The 16,845-nt window shown below is 49.9% G+C and carries 18 protein-coding genes and 3 pseudogenes; 17 read left to right on the forward strand and 4 right to left on the reverse strand.

What is annotated here, in order from left to right; translation table 11 throughout:
* Positions 1-104: 104 nt before the first annotated feature.
* Together HBM92_RS19245 and HBM92_RS19250 are read right to left on the reverse strand one after the other, a co-directional pair.
* Positions 105-842, reverse strand: a complete 738-nt coding sequence (locus HBM92_RS19245) for an ETEC_3214 family protein (RefSeq protein WP_000019301.1) — start codon at positions 840-842, stop codon at positions 105-107.
* 227 nt (positions 843-1,069) lie between these two features.
* Entirely contained in the window at positions 1,070-1,672 is a 603-nt protein-coding gene (locus HBM92_RS19250; RefSeq protein WP_001305361.1) for a site-specific integrase, read from the reverse strand.
* A gap of 398 nt (positions 1,673-2,070) precedes the next feature.
* On the opposite strand from HBM92_RS19250, the gene HBM92_RS19255 reads away from it, so the two are divergent.
* The 17 genes and pseudogenes from HBM92_RS19255 to HBM92_RS19335 all read left to right on the forward strand — a co-directional run bounded on the left by HBM92_RS19255 (position 2,071) and on the right by HBM92_RS19335 (position 15,441).
* Positions 2,071-3,171 (forward strand): hypothetical protein, encoded by a 1,101-nt coding sequence (locus tag HBM92_RS19255; RefSeq protein ID WP_001313577.1) that lies wholly within the window; start codon positions 2,071-2,073, stop codon positions 3,169-3,171.
* Positions 3,172-3,392: 221 nt separating this feature from the next.
* Positions 3,393-3,827 carry a hypothetical protein gene (locus HBM92_RS19260; RefSeq protein ID WP_001069809.1) on the forward strand — a complete coding sequence of 145 codons (435 nt, stop codon included), beginning with the start codon at positions 3,393-3,395 and terminating at the stop codon, positions 3,825-3,827.
* Between the two features lie 217 nt (positions 3,828-4,044).
* Entirely contained in the window at positions 4,045-6,441 is a 2,397-nt protein-coding gene (locus HBM92_RS19265) for a dynamin family protein (protein WP_000544741.1), read from the forward strand.
* Complete coding sequence (locus HBM92_RS19270) at positions 6,438-7,343, forward strand: diguanylate cyclase regulator RdcB family protein (RefSeq protein ID WP_000203555.1); 906 nt, start codon at positions 6,438-6,440, stop codon at positions 7,341-7,343. Before HBM92_RS19265 ends, HBM92_RS19270 begins: the two co-directional genes overlap by 4 nt.
* On the forward strand, positions 7,340-8,410 hold the full coding sequence (locus tag HBM92_RS19275) for a patatin-like phospholipase family protein (RefSeq protein ID WP_000102646.1): 1,071 nt from the start codon (positions 7,340-7,342) through the stop codon (positions 8,408-8,410). The genes HBM92_RS19270 and HBM92_RS19275 overlap by 4 nt, the downstream gene beginning before the upstream one ends.
* A gap of 128 nt (positions 8,411-8,538) precedes the next feature.
* Positions 8,539-9,006: a hypothetical protein gene (locus tag HBM92_RS19280; RefSeq protein ID WP_001239911.1), complete on the forward strand. Its 468-nt coding sequence runs from the start codon at positions 8,539-8,541 to the stop codon at positions 9,004-9,006.
* Positions 9,007-9,061: 55 nt separating this feature from the next.
* Positions 9,062-9,691 (forward strand): hypothetical protein, encoded by a 630-nt coding sequence (locus HBM92_RS19285; protein ID WP_000680181.1) that lies wholly within the window; start codon positions 9,062-9,064, stop codon positions 9,689-9,691.
* A gap of 434 nt (positions 9,692-10,125) precedes the next feature.
* Positions 10,126-10,578, forward strand: coding sequence for a hypothetical protein (locus tag HBM92_RS19290; RefSeq protein WP_000682723.1), 453 nt, complete (start codon positions 10,126-10,128; stop codon positions 10,576-10,578).
* Between the two features lie 117 nt (positions 10,579-10,695).
* On the forward strand, positions 10,696-10,929 hold the full coding sequence (locus HBM92_RS19295) for a DUF905 family protein (RefSeq protein WP_001213776.1): 234 nt from the start codon (positions 10,696-10,698) through the stop codon (positions 10,927-10,929).
* Positions 10,930-11,028: 99 nt separating this feature from the next.
* Positions 11,029-11,850: a DUF932 domain-containing protein gene (locus HBM92_RS19300; protein ID WP_001234359.1), complete on the forward strand. Its 822-nt coding sequence runs from the start codon at positions 11,029-11,031 to the stop codon at positions 11,848-11,850.
* Between the two features lie 341 nt (positions 11,851-12,191).
* Complete coding sequence (locus HBM92_RS19305) at positions 12,192-12,665, forward strand: antirestriction protein (protein WP_001313575.1); 474 nt, start codon at positions 12,192-12,194, stop codon at positions 12,663-12,665.
* A 15-nt stretch (positions 12,666-12,680) separates the two neighbouring features.
* On the forward strand, positions 12,681-13,157 hold the full coding sequence (locus HBM92_RS19310; RefSeq protein ID WP_001313574.1) for a RadC family protein: 477 nt from the start codon (positions 12,681-12,683) through the stop codon (positions 13,155-13,157).
* 62 nt (positions 13,158-13,219) lie between these two features.
* Positions 13,220-13,441: a DUF987 domain-containing protein gene (locus tag HBM92_RS19315; RefSeq protein WP_000692315.1), complete on the forward strand. Its 222-nt coding sequence runs from the start codon at positions 13,220-13,222 to the stop codon at positions 13,439-13,441.
* A gap of 18 nt (positions 13,442-13,459) precedes the next feature.
* Positions 13,460-14,104, forward strand: a complete 645-nt coding sequence (locus HBM92_RS19320) for a hypothetical protein (protein WP_000086761.1) — start codon at positions 13,460-13,462, stop codon at positions 14,102-14,104.
* Positions 14,105-14,153: 49 nt separating this feature from the next.
* Entirely contained in the window at positions 14,154-14,528 is a 375-nt protein-coding gene (locus tag HBM92_RS19325; RefSeq protein WP_001285481.1) for a type IV toxin-antitoxin system YeeU family antitoxin, read from the forward strand.
* Between the two features lie 46 nt (positions 14,529-14,574).
* A complete protein-coding gene (locus tag HBM92_RS19330; protein ID WP_000854730.1) occupies positions 14,575-14,952 on the forward strand; it encodes a TA system toxin CbtA family protein in 378 nt (125 codons plus the stop codon).
* Positions 14,949-15,441: pseudogene (locus HBM92_RS19335) on the forward strand (DUF5983 family protein). The gene HBM92_RS19330 and the pseudogene HBM92_RS19335 overlap by 4 nt, the downstream one beginning before the upstream one ends.
* A gap of 78 nt (positions 15,442-15,519) precedes the next feature.
* Here HBM92_RS19335 and HBM92_RS19340 read toward each other — a convergent pair.
* Positions 15,520-16,508, reverse strand: a pseudogene (locus tag HBM92_RS19340) (IS630 family transposase).
* A gap of 147 nt (positions 16,509-16,655) precedes the next feature.
* Positions 16,656-16,844: pseudogene (locus HBM92_RS19345) on the reverse strand (IS66 family transposase); the annotation flags it as partial.
* Between the last annotated feature and the right edge of the window lies 1 nt (position 16,845).

Consider the following 16,845-nt stretch of genomic DNA (forward strand, 5'->3'; position numbering starts at 1 on the left):
CGTCCGCTCTGAGCGAGGAGCGGACCTCAGTGCTGGTTAGATTAACTAGTCTAATTGTGACTACCTAATTTGAAACGATATAAAAATGGTATGATACATGATCACTAATCTTTATCTGGAATATCTCTCGCATCGTAATAATCAATCCCAAGTCCAAAGCTTAACTCAAGCCCCTCAGGACCTCCGTGGATATCGCCAACCCCAAATGTATTTGGAGCATTATTATTTCTGAATTTTTCAAGATCATTTTTATTTGGAGGCGATTTGTCGTCATTAGAGAGATCTGGAAGTGGATCTAACTCAAAATAATCAACTCCAGCAGGGTTATAGGCAAGGTAAAAATTTCTATAGTTGCCAGGATTTCCTAAATAATGCCCTTCTTCATATTGATAGAACTTCGAAGAATAGCTCGACTGTAAATAATCAATATCACTTCCAAAATCTTTGAACTTATGTCCAAGGGTTTTTCTCAGATATGGTACTTCAGGATGAAAATTCTCATCCTTGCTGGTTACGGAATAGAGTATCACTGTGTTATTATTATCATAAACCACTTGCAGATAGAACTTTTTGAAAGAGTAAATATACTCATGAACCCTCCCATCCTCAGAATGTTCTTCCTTCACGGGAGGGCCAAAAATTGACTCGATGTACTTTATTGACGCTCCGGTGTAAATCACATGAAGATTATCCTCTGCTTTTTTTTGCAAAAAATTATCTGCGATATGTTGATATAAATCAAACACTCCGTTCAATGCAACAAAATATCCAAGAACAGCAAGAATACCACTCAAAAAAACAGTAATTAATGATTTTTTAAGTTTTTTAGGGGGATGTGACATAGTTCCTCTCTTTTTGTTTTTTAATTTTTTTGGAGTGTATCATGATTTCTCTCTTATTTTTTCAAAATTCTATTTATTTCTGAATGCAAAGTAAAACGCTGACATGCAAAAAAGTCATTCTTATTTAAGATTAAGTCAAAAATTTATCGAAAGACATTCTATTAATCTTACATGAATAGAGCAACGTCCGCATCTGGCACAGGACTGCTGTTGCAGCCCTGGCAACCTTAGACTTCAATCGATTCAGAGATCTCTAACGCATCATCGACTTCAATGCCCAGATAACGGACTGTGCTTTCCAGTTTCTTATGGCCTAACAGAAGTTGGATCACCCTGAGATTCTTAGTTTTCTTGTAAATCAGGTAAGGTTTTGTTCTTCTCAAGGAATGTGTACTGTAAAGCGAATCTTCGAGACCAAGTTTTGCTACCCACCCATGAAAAATTCGGTTGTATTGCCGGGTTGATATGTGTTGGTTAGTACCGACCCGAGATCGGAACAAATAGTCTTTACTGCGTAAATTGCCAAGCTTTATCAATGCAGAAACAGCTTCTCTTGTCCCTTTGGTTATCTCAAATTGGACAGGGCTGCCGGTTTTCTGTTGTAGAACCGTAGCTCTGCTTGAAACAGAGCTACCATATGCAACATCAGATACTTTGAGTTTGACTAGATCACAGCCTCGAAGCTTACTGTCCAAGGCCATGTTGAACAGAGCTAAATCGCGTGTTTTACCTTCCAGTTCAAGTCGGATTCGGATACCCCAGATATGAGATATCTGAAGTGGTCTTTTTTGGCCTATGATACGGTCTTTGTTCCACGGTGACGTGTTCATACTCAAATCTCCTGCAATGTGGGAGATTTGAGTATGGTTGTCCTTATGAGCGAGGCGCGGAAGCTCACTTTAGGGCAATCTAATTCACATGTCAGAGGATTTATAAAAAGAGAATAGTGCAGATTTTAGGGATACTTACACTTGCTATGGCATACTTTTTGGGACCCCATCAGTTTAGGGATCTGAATCGCCACAGCTTTGGTAGGCACCTGCTTTATGGTCACGTGCACCCGAAGATCCTGCGGGTACGCATGGGTCACGAAAAGTACGAGTCTACAGAAGTTAATTTACGGTTTTTTGCGCTCGATGTGGCTGCCAGCTACCAAGTCCAGTTTACACTGGATACAACTAACGCGCTGTAGCAACTGCGTGGTGGAAGCTGATTAAAGGAGATAATGATGTTCGATGTTGACGATACTGCACCCGATACTCCCGCCCCCCGTGAACTCAGTCAGGATGTGCAGGCGCTGATCAACAATGGTCTGGATTTTCTGGATAAAGCCCGTGAAGAGTTGGAGGCCTCGAAGCCGAAGTTCTCCGTCGTCAGTTTCTGGACTGCGGTCGAGATTTTACTGAAAGTTCCGCTGGCGCACGAACACTGGTCGTTGGTCTGCAGCCCGAAAAAGCCAATAAAAAAGCAGGCTTACCTAGCCGGTGATTTTCAGTCGGTGACCTACGAAGAAACCCGTGAAAGGCTTAAGGACGTACTTGAAAGACCCCTAGACAGAGAAACGGACAGTGCTTTTGATAAGGTCAGAAAGCACCGCAACCGCGTAGTTCATTTCTACCACCCCACTTTCACCGAGGCTGAACAACGTCAAATACTCAAAGAACAAGCTGACGCCTGGTTTGCCCTGAACCGGTTATTAAGGGATGAATGGAAAGTTATCTTCGGTGTCAAACATAATTGGAAGCTGGCTTTCGGTGAAACTCGTCTGATTAGGGGAAACAAATTTTATGCCGAGGTGCGGTTTAAACAGGTTAAGCCTGAACTCGAGCAGCTCTCTGAAAAGAATATTCAAATCGGTAACTGCAATGAGTGCCATCAGCATGCGACGGTAACAGGGACTGAAACGACCGGTAATGAAAACCGTAAGCTTGAAGTTACGCGGTGTAAGGTTTGCACCAGTGCTGTAAGGCAAATTACCCTAGTTTGTCCAGACTGCGAAATACCTCAATTGCTACCTGAGGGAGATAGTGATTTTGAATGCGAACACTGCGACTACACTTCGGATAGGTATAAACTGCTGGATGAGGAGTTGTTCCACAGTGTGGATGAACAGCTACTCTCCGTATTTCCTGCTGGATGTACCAATTGCATGACTCCTGAAAGCGTATGTAAATTTGGAGACGGCTATCTTTGCACTCAGTGTTTCATCTATTACACCGAGCTTCATGTATGTGGTTGTTGCGGTCACCTGAGCGATAGCGTTCCTGAACTGAGCCATATCCGAGGATGTGAATTTTGTGATGGTGACCAACGTTATTTTGATGACTGAATTACCATACATAATCTAGGCTCTTCAGGGATGGGTTGGACAGTCCGCTCCTGGCACAGAGCGGACTGTCAGATTAGATTCAGACCTGTACTCATTAGCTGATACAAATCAGCCACATATACCTGCATTCCAAATAATTTCAGGCAGATATTATCTCCGTGAATCCCCCCGCCACCTTTCCGGTGCGCGGGGTTTTGTCTTTTTTCACCGGGAATACATGTATGAATCCGTCTGATGCCATTGAGGCAATTGAAAAACCGCTCTCCTCCCTGCCTTACTCACTTTCCCGTCACATCCTGGAACATCTGCGCAAACTCACCAGCCACGAACCCGTGCCTGGCATTATGGGTAAAAGCGGGGCCGGTAAATCCTCACTCTGTAATGCACTGTTTCAGGGGGAGGTCACCCCGGTCAGTGCACTCATGACAGCGCTTCCCGGACATGCCGCCATCCCTCTGATGACACGCCTGCAGGACGAACTGCGCACGGAGTCTGTCCGCACTCAGACCCGTGAACAGTTTACCGGTGCGGTGGACCGGATATTTGACACGGCGGAGAGTGTCTGTGTTGCCTCTGTTGTCCGTACGGCCCTGCGCGCAGTTCGTGACACGGTGGTCTCTGTTGCCCGCGCGGTATGGAACTGGATTTTCTTCTGAACCCGGTGGTGATGTACCAGGCTGTTGTTACAGATTTTTAACTCCATGAAAACACTATGCAAACGCAGCCATACCCGGGGTGTCCCCTTGCGTTGTGCTTCCCAAGTTAATAGAATACATCGATCGTTACTATCATATCGATCGTTATAAACGATCGTTTGTAGTAAATGACCTCCTCCGTGGTTGTCATGAAAATGCGTCTCAGGAAGGTTAAATAATGCACGAAAAGAACATCGCCCTGCTTTGTGATGAAGCCGACCGACTTTTGCAACTGAACATTAATCTGCTCCGGCAAATGGTTGAGGAGCCAGATGTGTTATCTGACAGTAAGAACGAAAACAGACTGCTTTTTGATAAACAGAAAGCACTGAAAAGAATTGAGGAGCTGGAGGGCGAACAAATCAAAACCGCCCGCAGGGAGATGGTGCTGGCTGTTGTCGGCACGATGAAAGCAGGCAAATCAACCACCATCAACGCCATTGTGGGGCAGGAAATTCTGCCTAACCGTAACCGCCCCATGACCTCTGTACCGACGCTCATCCGCCACGTTCCCGGAAAAACTGAGCCGGTTCTCCATCTGGAACATATTCAGCCTGTCCGCAATTTATTAATCACACTGCAGGAAAAACTCGCCACCCCGGCAGGACAGCAGGTCGCACAGACCCTGCAGCAAACCGGGGATACCCGCGAACTGCTGGATATTCTGACGGATGATGGCTGGCTCAAAAATGAATACCACGGGGAGGAGGAAATCTTTACCGGACTGGCATCGTTAAACGATCTGGTTCGTCTTGCTGCGGCAATGGGGACTGAATTTCCTTTTGATGAATACGCAGAAGTGCAGAAACTGCCGGTGATCGACGTGGAATTCAGCCATCTGGTGGGGATGGATGCATGCCAGGGAACACTCACACTGCTGGATACCCCCGGCCCTAATGAGGCCGGACAACCGCAGATGGAAGTGATGATGCGGGATCAACTGCAGAAAGCCTCTGCGGTTCTGGCTGTGATGGATTACACCCAGATGAACTCAAAAGCGGATGAAGACGTCCGTAAAGAGCTTAATGCCATTGCTGACGTATCAGCCGGCCGCCTGTTTGTACTGGTCAATAAATTTGATGAGAAAGACCGCAATGGCGATGGGGCAGATGCCGTACGCCAGAAAGTTCCGGCAATGCTGAACAGCGATGTGCTGCCCGCCTCCCGCGTTTATCCCGGATCCTCACGCCAGGCATACCTGGCTAACCGTGCGCTTCATGAGTTACGGAAAAACGGAACCCTTCCTGTTGATGAAGCCTGGGTCGATGATTTTGTCAGGGAAGCCTTCGGTCGCATGAAAAAAGATTACGTCTGTAAAGACAGCGAACTGGCAACTGAAGGGGCGACAGACCTGTGGGAAGGCTCACTTATCGATCAACTGATAACGGAAGTCATACTGAGTTCACACTCCAGAGCGGCGGCACTGGCGGTTGATTCTGCTGCCGCAAAACTGATGCAGAATGCAGAAAATGTCAGCGAATATCTGTCATTACGCCATCAGGGGCTGCAGCAAAGCATTCAGTCACTGCAGGCGAATATCACCAGCCTGCTTGCGGATATCCGGAAAATCGCGGACTGTCAGGAGCAGGTGACCGCTGATGTCAGAATGGCCATGGAGGAGATCGATGCCAGAACCCGGGAATTACTGACGGGGGTCTGCACCTCACTGGAAGAGGAGCTGAATGACTATTTCAGAACTGGTAAACGCAAAGAACAGCAAATGTTGGAGGAAGAAGACGCAGAACAACGAAGGTCCCGGTCCGGATTATGGGGAAAGATTTCTCAATGGTCCGGTATCAACAACCCGGGCTGGGAAGATTACAGGAAACGAGACTTTGACCCGGAAAACCCCGAGATAACACTAAATAATCGCAGGGAAGCAATTGAATATATAGAGGAAATTGAGTCAACTGTGACCAGCCTGCACCGTGAGGCTGAAGCACAGTTCCGGCCTGAGCTGGAGAAAATCGTCAGCGGGATTGAAACAGGTTTTCGTGGCACGGCCCTGTACGCCACAGAAAACATTGCCGGTCGCATCAATGCCCGCCTGGAGGATGAGGGCTTTACCGTAAAAATCAGTTTTCCGGCAGTCAGTCAGTTACAGACCCGGCTCGCGGTAAAAACAAATCTGAGTGCGCTTATGGAGGAAAGAACGGAGACCGTCACCCGTCGCCGTCGGCAGAGTGGCGTATGGGGAACCGTTTGTCGATGGTTTGGCACCAGTGACCTGGGCTGGGAAAACTATGACGAGGATGTGAGTCGCAGCGTGATCAATATCAACAAGGTCAGAGAGGAAGTTATGTCACTGACCCGGGCATATTTCGGGGAGCTGCAGGCATCCATTGAGCAGGATATTAACCAGCCCGTCCGCCAGGAAATCGATGCCTTTTTCTGCGCATTCAGGGAGAAAGTTGAACAACTGCGTAACACGCTGATTCAGAGCTCTGAAGATCATAAACGCGATCAGCAGGCACAGGAACGGCTTACCGGGAGACTTCAGGCATTAAATGAAAGGGTTCCTGAGCTCATTACTGACAGTAAGGCGCTGAGGGAAGAGCTGGAGACAATGCTGTGACTTCACCATTTATTCAACAAATTGCTGATAACCGGGTATGTCAGGTACTCACCTGTCTTCCTGAAAAATTTGTGGTTGATTTCGCAAACGGAATCGATGTTGCACAGGAGCATATCCGCACGGCCAGAGAGCGCACGTTCTTCCGGCGTTTAAAAGAGGGACTGACCGGCGAAGGCGCTGCACGGCAGAATGCCATCAATGCTTCGCTTGCACAGGGCGTTGAGGCGTCCCTGCGCTGGCTGACGGAGCTGACAACGTCACTTGCCACCACAAACTACGCGATTACCCGGGTAAACGACAGGGTCAGTTCACTGGTCAGTGATACTGCCAGGCTGGCGCATTATTCCGCAGATACACGGGAGCAGTTACTCATCCTGGCCGATCAGGTTCACCATAAACTGAATCATCTTGAAGAAAAACTCCACCGTGTTGACCAGGTTCAGCGGGCGCAGTTACATCTTGAGCAGATATTCTCATGGTGGAGCGCCGGGCGATACGCGTCATTTTCCCCTGCCGGACGTTGTTATGTGGCACTTGAAGAGCTTCGCTGGGGCGCGTTTGGTGATGTGATACGTCAGGGCGAAACAGGCCAGGTTAACCAGCTACTGGATATTCTCAGACATAAAGCATTAACGCAGATGGCACAGGAGAGTGGCGGTAGTGCAACCGTGCGTCTGAACACTCTGGACTGGCTTGGTGGTCAGGGCCGGGAGCAGGCAGATAACGAGTGGCATGACGCGATTAACTGGCTGGGAGACTGGTGCAGTGAAGAGCAGCATCCGGTGATCTGGTCAACCACGCAGGCTGCAGAACACTTACCGGTTCGCATGCCTCGCCTCTGCTCTGCAGAACGCCTCTCTGAAAGTATGGTCGATGAAATATTTCAGAAGGGGGCTGCATGAGTACAGAAATGAAAACGGGGCTGGTGCTGTCCGGTGGCGGGGCGGTGGGCGCTTATCAGGCGGGAGTGGTTAAGGCACTGGCAGAGTGTGGTACACAGATCAGCATGGTTTCAGGGGCCAGCATTGGCGCATTCAATGGTGCCATTATCGCGGCCTCTCCCGATCTGTCAGAAGCTGCCGTACGCCTGGAGGCGCTCTGGGATCATCTGGGGAATAATCAGGTGCTGTCGGTAAACAGATTGGTTTACTTTTCATTGCTGAAAAAACTGCTCCCGGCCATGAACCTCTGCCAGCTCCCCGGACGTGCGGGCGCACTGCTTACGACGCTTCTTCACCATATATCGACAATCAACAGGTTTGACAATCTGATGACTCAGCCGTTGTTGTCAGATGGGCCCCTGACAGTGCTGATGGATCATTATCTTGATACTGATGATCTGGCTGACGGGCTACCGTTGTATGTGTCGCTGTACCCCACGGAAGGGGGAATGCAGGATATTATCGACTGCATTCGTGCTGAACTGGGTACCGGAACTACAAAAAACTCCGTTTTTCAGCATATCCAGAGCCTGCCCCACGGGCAGCAGAAAGAAGCCTTACTGGCGTCAGCAGCACTGCCCCTGCTGTTCCGTCCCCGTGAGGTACAGGGAAAAATGTACGGTGATGGTGGTATGGGCGGATGGCAAAATATGCAGGGGAATACCCCTGTGACGCCACTGGTGGATGCCGGATGCAATATGGTGATTGTGTCGCATCTGAGTGACGGTTCTTTATGGGATCGCCGGGCTTTTCCGGACACCACAATCCTTGAAATCCGTCCCCGGAAAAAGCTGAAACAAACAGGGGAAGAAGGCAAAAGTGGCGGTCTGCTCAGTTTTACATCGGCACATATCGACACCTGGCGTCAGCAGGGCTATGAAGACACGATGCTGGCGATGGAGCATATCCGGAAACCACTGGAGGCGCGTCAGGCACTGACCCGGTCAGAGGCGGTGTTGCAGAAAAGTCTGGAGAAAACGGAAGAGGCAGATTTGGCACTGAGAAACGCGATGGCCCGGATTAAATAAAGACGCCCCAAAGAAACGCCACCGCCTGTGGTGGTGTTTTTCCTGGCTGGTGTTATTGAAAATATTTTCAGATATATATTACCCGGACGATGGTTAAGATTGATTTATTTAATTTTGGGGAGAAAATTATGAGACTGTCAAATATTTTCCTGGCTGTAGTTTTAACTGTGACCGTATCTGTAGCACACGCTATTCCAAATATGTGGGGCAGTGGCTTCACGATGGGCGTTACTGAGTTCAGTATTGATAACGGTAAGTGGGGTATCAATATCAGTTGCACAGGTAACCCCAACGAAAACAATGTGCTGGCGCACACAATCTATATTTACAAAGGAGATAAGGTGGTCGCAAACTCGGAAGAAAAAAATATTAGTTTCGTTATTGACGGTGAAGAATTCTGGGGTGTGGTTCCTGACGGTACCCGTATGAACGATAACGCCTGGGTTAGCTTTGTAAAAGCAATAAGCACTGCAACCGGGTTTGAACTGTACATAAACGAGAAGAAAGTTGCGACGTTTAACCCGTCTGCCAAAAACGTTAAGAAAGTGATGGATAATAACTTTATCCAGTCGTGCTGGAATACCTGGTACGAATAACGATTACAGGAGAGGGGGACTTCCTGGCCCTCGATTTATTTAAGGAGTGCATGAAATGAAACATTTTTTAATTCTGGTTATCGGTTTACTCATTTCCATCACCGCGACTGCCGAATCGCTGGGTCAGTTTGAAGAGGATATCACCGGTTTTCCGCAGGGAGTATGGTTTTACAAAGAAAAAGCAGGCTGGAAAAACGAAACCGGGTATAAAAAAGAATATTTAAACAGTCTCCTCTATAAGGCCGAAGAAATTGCGAATTATCCGGGTAACAGATACACGATTTACCGTAGTAAAAACAGCAGCATAATTTTCGTCGCTGACAACGAAACCAGGACTTTCTACTTGCTAAACAACAAGGACGCCTTATGGTCTGATATTCAGATCGGGTATTGGGCTGAGAACAAAAACTCGTGTCACTACGTCTTTGTCGATACTCAATACCTTGCGCAAAGTAACGAACTTGACGAGTTCTTTCGAACCGGGGTGCTCGATACTCATGGTGTTGGTGAATCGGATCGTAAAGTAAAAGAGATCAGACAAAAACATAAGACTCATGTCTTACTCCGCCTGCCTGCGCAATGTGTGAATGATGCGATCCTCAGCAGAATGAATAAGTCCGAACGTCGTGATCTAATGAAAGCGCAAGAAGATTTCAAACAATATCTTGCCAGAATGGAGCTGTAAGTATTCAACCTTTTCGCAACTGTGAGTGAAATGAAAATCAAAACTATACTTTATACTATCATTCTTTTCTGTGAAATTGGCATCACCGACACTTATGCACTCGGTGGTTCGGATATCCGTCACTGCGAACCAACTGAAGAATCTGTAATTATTAACCCGGACGAGTCACCGGTGTTAATATATAGCTTCAGTAAACACGAAGTGTATAAACTGATGCAGGGGGATACCTGCACTGGGCTAGTTATTAGCGATAAAAAGCCAAAGCCTGTCCACGTTTAATGGACATCGCTTGCGAACCGCCAGAAGTCATGTCTGCCAGCATTCATCTACTGGCCGCGGATAATTATACGACCATGGATTTCTGCCATAACGCCGAATTAATCGGTCGTATTCCGTAAGCCGTGGTATCGAATAATTTAAGAAGGATTTTTATCATGAAACACCGACACATTTTAACGTTCTTTGTTGCTTTCCTGTTCATGACTATCGTACCTGATAGCGACGCCGCATTAGTAAAGCGTCCTGAGAAAGGTCGTGCACCGTTCCCGGAATATGTGGAGTTCGCGCAAAACCGTAACCAGTTCCCATGTAATGCACGTTTACGCTTTAAAGGTCTCTGCTTTGTTGAACAAACTGACCCCTGGGGTGCAGCAAGCGTTGTCCGAATCCCTTTCAATTCCCCCAATGGTAAAGGCAGACTTAACGCTTATGGCGTGGTTGTTCATGCAATAATGGTTGGTGATGTTGTCGTTGGTGGCAGCTATTCAACTGGCAAGAATGTTACCTGGAATTTCGATACGTTTTATAGGGAGGGTAAACGTCGCGGTAAGGTGACCTTTTATGTTGATGGTAAATACTGGCACTATCGCGACTATCCACTCGAATAATCCATAACGAACAAAACTATTAAAGGAATTATGCGTCTTATCTGCGCATTATTAAAATCAATAGTAAATTCGCTCCTGCCATTATGGCTGGGGCTTTTTATTTTCAGGTGAAAACACATGAGGGGCTGTACATTACTCTTATTTTCCGAAGCCCCTTTCTTACGCGAACAGGAGGTTGCTGTCATAACAGCTTACCGCAATGTGTTTATCCAGGATGACCCGGGAATGCATTTCCGTTGGGTTATCCGCAACGCGGAAGGTCAGCGACGCTGGCGCTGCCGGAATTCTGAACCCGATGCCGGAAAGGTGCTTAATACGCGGCTCGCCAGTGACGGTCCTCTAAGACAATAAACGTCATTCATTTCACCCATCAGGCTGCGTCTTCTCCGGGAGACGTGGCTTTTTCATTTATTACACCAGTAAATCTTAACCACCGATAAGGAGCAAAGTATGCGATTAGCCAGTTGTTTTGGTTATGCTGCGAACCAGATACGCCGTGACCGTCCACTGACACATGAAGAGCTGATGCACCATGTGCCGGGGATTTTCGGGGAAGAGAAACACACGTCCCGAAGCCAGAACTATACGTACATCCCCACCATCACCGTACTGGAAAGCCTGCAGCGGGAAGGCTTTCAGCCATTCTTCGCCTGCCAGACCTGTGTGCGCGACCCGGGCCGCCGGGGATACACAAAACACATGCTGCGCCTGCGCCGTAACGGAGAGATAAACGGAGAACATGTCCCTGAAATTATTCTGCTCAACTCTCATGACGGTACCTCCAGCTACCAGATGCTGCCGGGTTACTTCAGGTTCGTCTGCCAGAACGGATGCGTCTGTGGTCAGTCTCTGGGGGAAGTGCGTGTTCCGCACCGGGGAAATGTGGTGGACAGAGTCATTGAAGGGGCTTACGAGGTGGTGGGCGTGTTTGACCGGATAGAGGAGATGCGTGATGCCATGCAGTCGCTGATTCTGCCGCCACCGGCACGCCAGGCGCTGGCACAGGCGGCACTGACTTACCGTTATGGTGACGAACATCGGCCCGTCACCACCGCCGACATTCTGACGCCACGACGCCGGGAGGATTACGGTAAGGACCTGTGGAGTACTTATCAGACCATCCAGGAGAATATGCTGAAAGGCGGGATTTCCGGTCGCAGTGCAAAAGGAAAACGTATCCACACCCGTGCCATTCACAGCATCGACACCGATATTAAGCTCAACCGCGCATTGTGGGTAATGGCAGAAACGCTGCTGGAGAGCCAGCGCTGATGCAGCATGTCCCTGAAGGCGTGATTCAGGCACCAGAATCACCCGACGCCCCGGAGGCGCTGCCGGGGTGTCGTTCCATTTCTGATGATGACCTGTGCGCCTGGTGTACCCGTCTGCTTTACCGTCCCGGAGAAATCAGTCTGTGCAGACTGAGTATACAGGCAATGGCATCTGGCCATCCGTCTGTGACCGGAACGGTTACGCGTACGGCTGTCCGGAATTTCAGCCGAATATCATTCATCCCTGATATTACCGGGTCATCACGGTCAGTGATGAACGTGATGTTGCCAGCTCCCGACCTTTACTCCCTCTCATTTATTCACATTACAAGGATTTCATACATGAAAACATTGTCTCAGAACACCACCTCTTCGGCCTGTGCACCGGAGACTGGCCTGCAACAACTGGTTGCCACCATAGTCCCTGATGAACAGCGCATCAGCTTCTGGCCGCAGCATTTTGGCCTCATTCCACAGTGGGTGACCCTGGAGCCCCGTGTCTTCGGCTGGATGGACCGTCTGTGCGAAAACTACTGCGGTGGTATCTGGAATCTGTACACCCTGAACAACGGCGGGGCATTTATGGCCCCTGAACCGGATGACGATGATGACGAAACATGGGTACTGTTCAATGCCATGAACGGTAACCGCGCTGAAATGAGCCCGGAAGCCGCCGGCATTGCCGCCTGTCTGATGACGTACAGTCATCACGCCTGCCGTACGGAGTGTTATGCCATGACGGTTCATTATTACCGTCTGCGGGATTACGCCCTGCAGCATCCGGAATGCAGCGCCATTATGCGCATCATCGACTGAATGGAGGCAGGGACAATGCAGCAGCTTTCCTTTCTGCCCGGAGAAATGACAACCAGAGAGCGCAGCCTCATTCTGCGGGCCCTGAAAACCCTGGACCGCCATCTTCATGAACCCGGCGTGGCCTTCACCTCCACCCGTGCGGCACGGGAATGGCTGATTCTGAACATGGCGGGACTGGAGCGTGAAGAGTTCCGGGTGCTGTATCTGAATAACCAGAATCAGCTGATTGCCGGTGAAACCCTCTTCACCGGCACCATCAACCGCACGGAAGTCCATCCCCGGGAAGTGATTAAACGCGCCCTGTATCACAATGCCGCAGCCGTGGTGCTGGCACATAATCACCCGTCCGGTGAAGTCACACCCAGCAAGGCAGACCGGCTTATCACGGAACGTCTGGTACAGGCACTGGGCCTGGTGGATATCCGGGTGCCGGACCATCTGATAGTCGGTGGCAGCCAGGTTTTCTCCTTTGCCGAACATGGTCTGCTTTAACCCGTCACAACCACATCACACCTGTTTTCACTTTTATCTTCTGTCTTCAGAGGTATCCCATTATGAAAATCATCACCCGTGGTGAAGCCATGCGTATTCACCAACAGCATCCTGCATCCCGTCTTTTTCCGTTCTGTACCGGCAAATACCGCTGGCACGGCAGCACTGAAACGTATACCGGTCGTGAAGTGCAGGATATTCCCGGTGTGCTGGCCGTGTTTGCTGAACGCCGTAAGGACAGTTTTGGCCCGTATGTCCGGCTGATGAGCGTCACTCTGAACTGAGTCAGTAAGGGCATTCTGATGAGCAGAATTATCACCACCACCGTGTATACACTGCATGAGCTATCCTCCACCGCACAGGAAAAAGCCCGCGACTGGTACCGTCAGCATCATGCTGACAGCAACTGGTATGAAAACGTGTATGAGGACTTCAGGGAGGTCTGTGGCATTTTCGGAATTGACCTCCGCCAGCGCGTTTTCCGGCTCAGCAACGGCAGGTTTATGGAAGAGCCGTGCATCTGGTTCAGCGGATTCTGCAGCCAGGGGGACGGAGCCTGTTTTGAAGGGCGCTGGCACTGGCAGCCAGCGACACCCCGGAAAATCAGGGAATATGCCCCTCAGGACCGTGAGCTTCATCGTATCGCGGATGCCCTGCAGGCGGTACAGAAGCGTAACTTCTGGCAGTTACAGGCTGAAATCAGTCACCGGGGACGTTACTGCCATCCGTACAGCATGGATATCACCGTCACCCGGAACAGTCCGACTGGTCAGGCACTGACAGCCGATGCGGAAGCCGCTGTCAGCGAAGCCCTGCGCGACCTGGCCTTCTGGCTGTACCGCCAGCTGGAAAACGAGTACGACTGGCTGACCTCAGACGCCGCTGTGGATGAGGCCCTGCTCATCAACGAATACACCTTCACCGAAGCCGGTCTCCACGCCGGCTGACCTGTCATCGTTAAACTATCATTCACCGATTTTCTGTGAGGACTTTATCGTGTCAGACACGCTCCATGAAACAAATTATCCCGACGACAACAACGACCGCCCCTGGTGGGGGCTACCCTGCACCGTGACGCCCTGTTTCGGGGCACGTCTGGTGCAGGAGGGCAATCAGTTGCATTACCTTGCCGACCGCGCCGGTATCAGAGGGCAGTTCAGCGACGCGGATGCATACCATCTGGACCAGGCTTTTCCACTGCTGATGAAACAACTGGAACTCATGCTCACCATCGGTGAACTGAATCCCCGCCATCAGCATACCGTCACGCTGTATGCCAGAGGGCTGACCTGCGAAGCCGACACCCTCGGCAGCTGTGGTTACGTTTATATGGCTGTTTATCCGACACTGGCACCCGCAACCACCTCATAACCCCGAATATCTCACCTTTAGCACTACCAGTTACAGAGAACTTAAGATGAAAACATTACCTGACACACACGTACGGGAGGCATCGCGCTGCCCGTCTCCCGTCACCATCTGGCAGACACTGCTCACCCAACTGTTGGACCAGCATTACGGCCTCACACTGAATGACACACCGTTCGCTGATGAACGTGTGATTGAGCAGCATATTGAGGCAGGCATTTCACTGTGCGATGCGGTGAACTTTCTCGTTGAAAAATACGCACTGGTACGTACCGACCAGCCAGGATTCAGCGCTTGTACCCGTTCTCAGTTAATAAACAGTATTGATATCCTCCGGGCCCGCCGGGCAACCGGCCTGATGACCCGCAGCAACTACAGAATGGTGAACGACATCATCCGGGGTGAACATTCGGAGGCGAAACGATGAAACTGACTCTGACGCTCGAAGCAGACAGCGTTAACGTGCAGGCACTGAACATGGGGCGAATTGTCGTTGACGTCGATGGTATTGACCCCGCTGAGTTGAATAATAAGGTCGCTGAAAACGGTTATTCACTCCGCGTGGTGGATGCTCCCGAACAGCAGACAACCGACTCTCCACCACCGTTTACTGCCCTTACCGACATACGTTCGTTGCAGTACCGCACATATCACGGAAAAGGACAACGCCTGGCTGTACTCACTGTCACATCAGACGAATGACTTCGGCGAATCAGAATGGATTCATTTTACAGGTACCGGTTATCTGTTACGTACTGATGCGTGGTCGTATCCGGTTCTGCGGCTTAAACGTCTTGGCCTGTCAAAAACGTTCCGTCGTCTGGTTGTCACTCTCATCCGGTGTTATGGCGTCGGTCTCATTCATCTGGCTGCCAGTGCAGGATGTCTGCCGGGCCTGCCCACTTTCGACTGGTAACTAGGAACGACATGACATCATTAATCACGGAAACGGCGCTGGAAATTCTGATTGCCTAAATAGCTGCGCTTAATACCGCTACACTTTTGCCAGCCCATGTTTGCCTCCGGGGAATGGGCTAACGGTTTCCATAAAATGGCGAACTTTTTTCAACAGTTGCCACATTGAGCGGCACTGATGATTACGCGTTATTGTGTCGTGAAGTGCCTGCCATAGCCGTTCAACATGATTCACCCATGGCGAGTAAACCGGCTGATAAATGACCCTGAACTTCGGGTTCTCCTTCAGCCAGCTCTGTGTTTCCCGGCTTTTGTGGATAATGTAGTTGTCCACGATCAGCGTGATGGTTTTCGCCCGACGGTATGTCGCTTTAAGCCGTTTCAGCAGGCTGATGAACAGCGCCGAACTTTTGCTGTTGCCGCCCACATAGCTGGCTTTACCTGTCCCGGCGTGACCACCCGTTTTTGCTGTCCGCGCAGTTGCCAGTCCGCACCGATTTTGGGATTAAGATGGATATCCACTTCATCTTCATAAAAGACCGGATGCTCTGCGCAGCATTCGTCCAGTGCTTTATGGATTGCTGCCATCTTTTCATCTTTATGCGGGTCACGGATACGCAGAGTTGGCGCAGCCCTTCGCCACACAATCCCCGCAGACGGCAACCAGCGGCGAACGGTTCCGGCATTTAACTGGCAACCGGTTATCTCATTGATTTTTATTGCCAGCAGTTCTGTACTCCAGCGTGAACGCTGGTAGCCAAAGTCGCCGGGAGAATGTTTTACCAGCTCACGTAACAGTGTGCAGATATGCTCAAACGGCCAGCGACGGGCACGCCCGGCAGGTAATGATTTCAGTCCCTCAACACCCGACTGCGTGAACCAGTTAATCCAGCGTCCAACAGAGGAACGGGCGCAGCAGAGCGTTCTGGCAACGTCGCTGACACGGTCGCCCCGGTGCAGCATCAGCATGGCAGTCAGTCTGCGGGCATAATTTTTATCGTGTGTTTTATGGATGGCTTTCTGCATCAGGCGTCGTTCGTCACGGGAAATTGGTGCTATGATCGGCATTGCTCAGTCCGGTTGGTGATTTGTTTTGATTTGGCGATTGATCAGATCGCACAATCCGGGCTGAGTTCCCTCAAAGTGATCTACTATTCCGCGCAGCTATTTAGCTGCAGAACAATAGTAAGCGTCAACGGAGCACCGTATTGACGCTTATTTATTGGTGAGAACTACGTTCCATGGCAGGAGTTCGTCAACACGGTTGGAGGGCCATTCCGGCAGTACGCTCAGAATATGGCGCAGATACGCTTCCGGATCGATACCGTTCAGACGGCAGGTGCCGATCAGCCCGTACAGCAGTGCTCCACGCTCGCCGCCGTGATCGCTACCGAAGAACACGTAG

It is taken from the genome of Escherichia sp. E.sYA108, from assembly GCF_011754335.1.
Taxonomy (GTDB): Bacteria; Pseudomonadota; Gammaproteobacteria; order Enterobacterales; family Enterobacteriaceae; genus Escherichia; species Escherichia coli.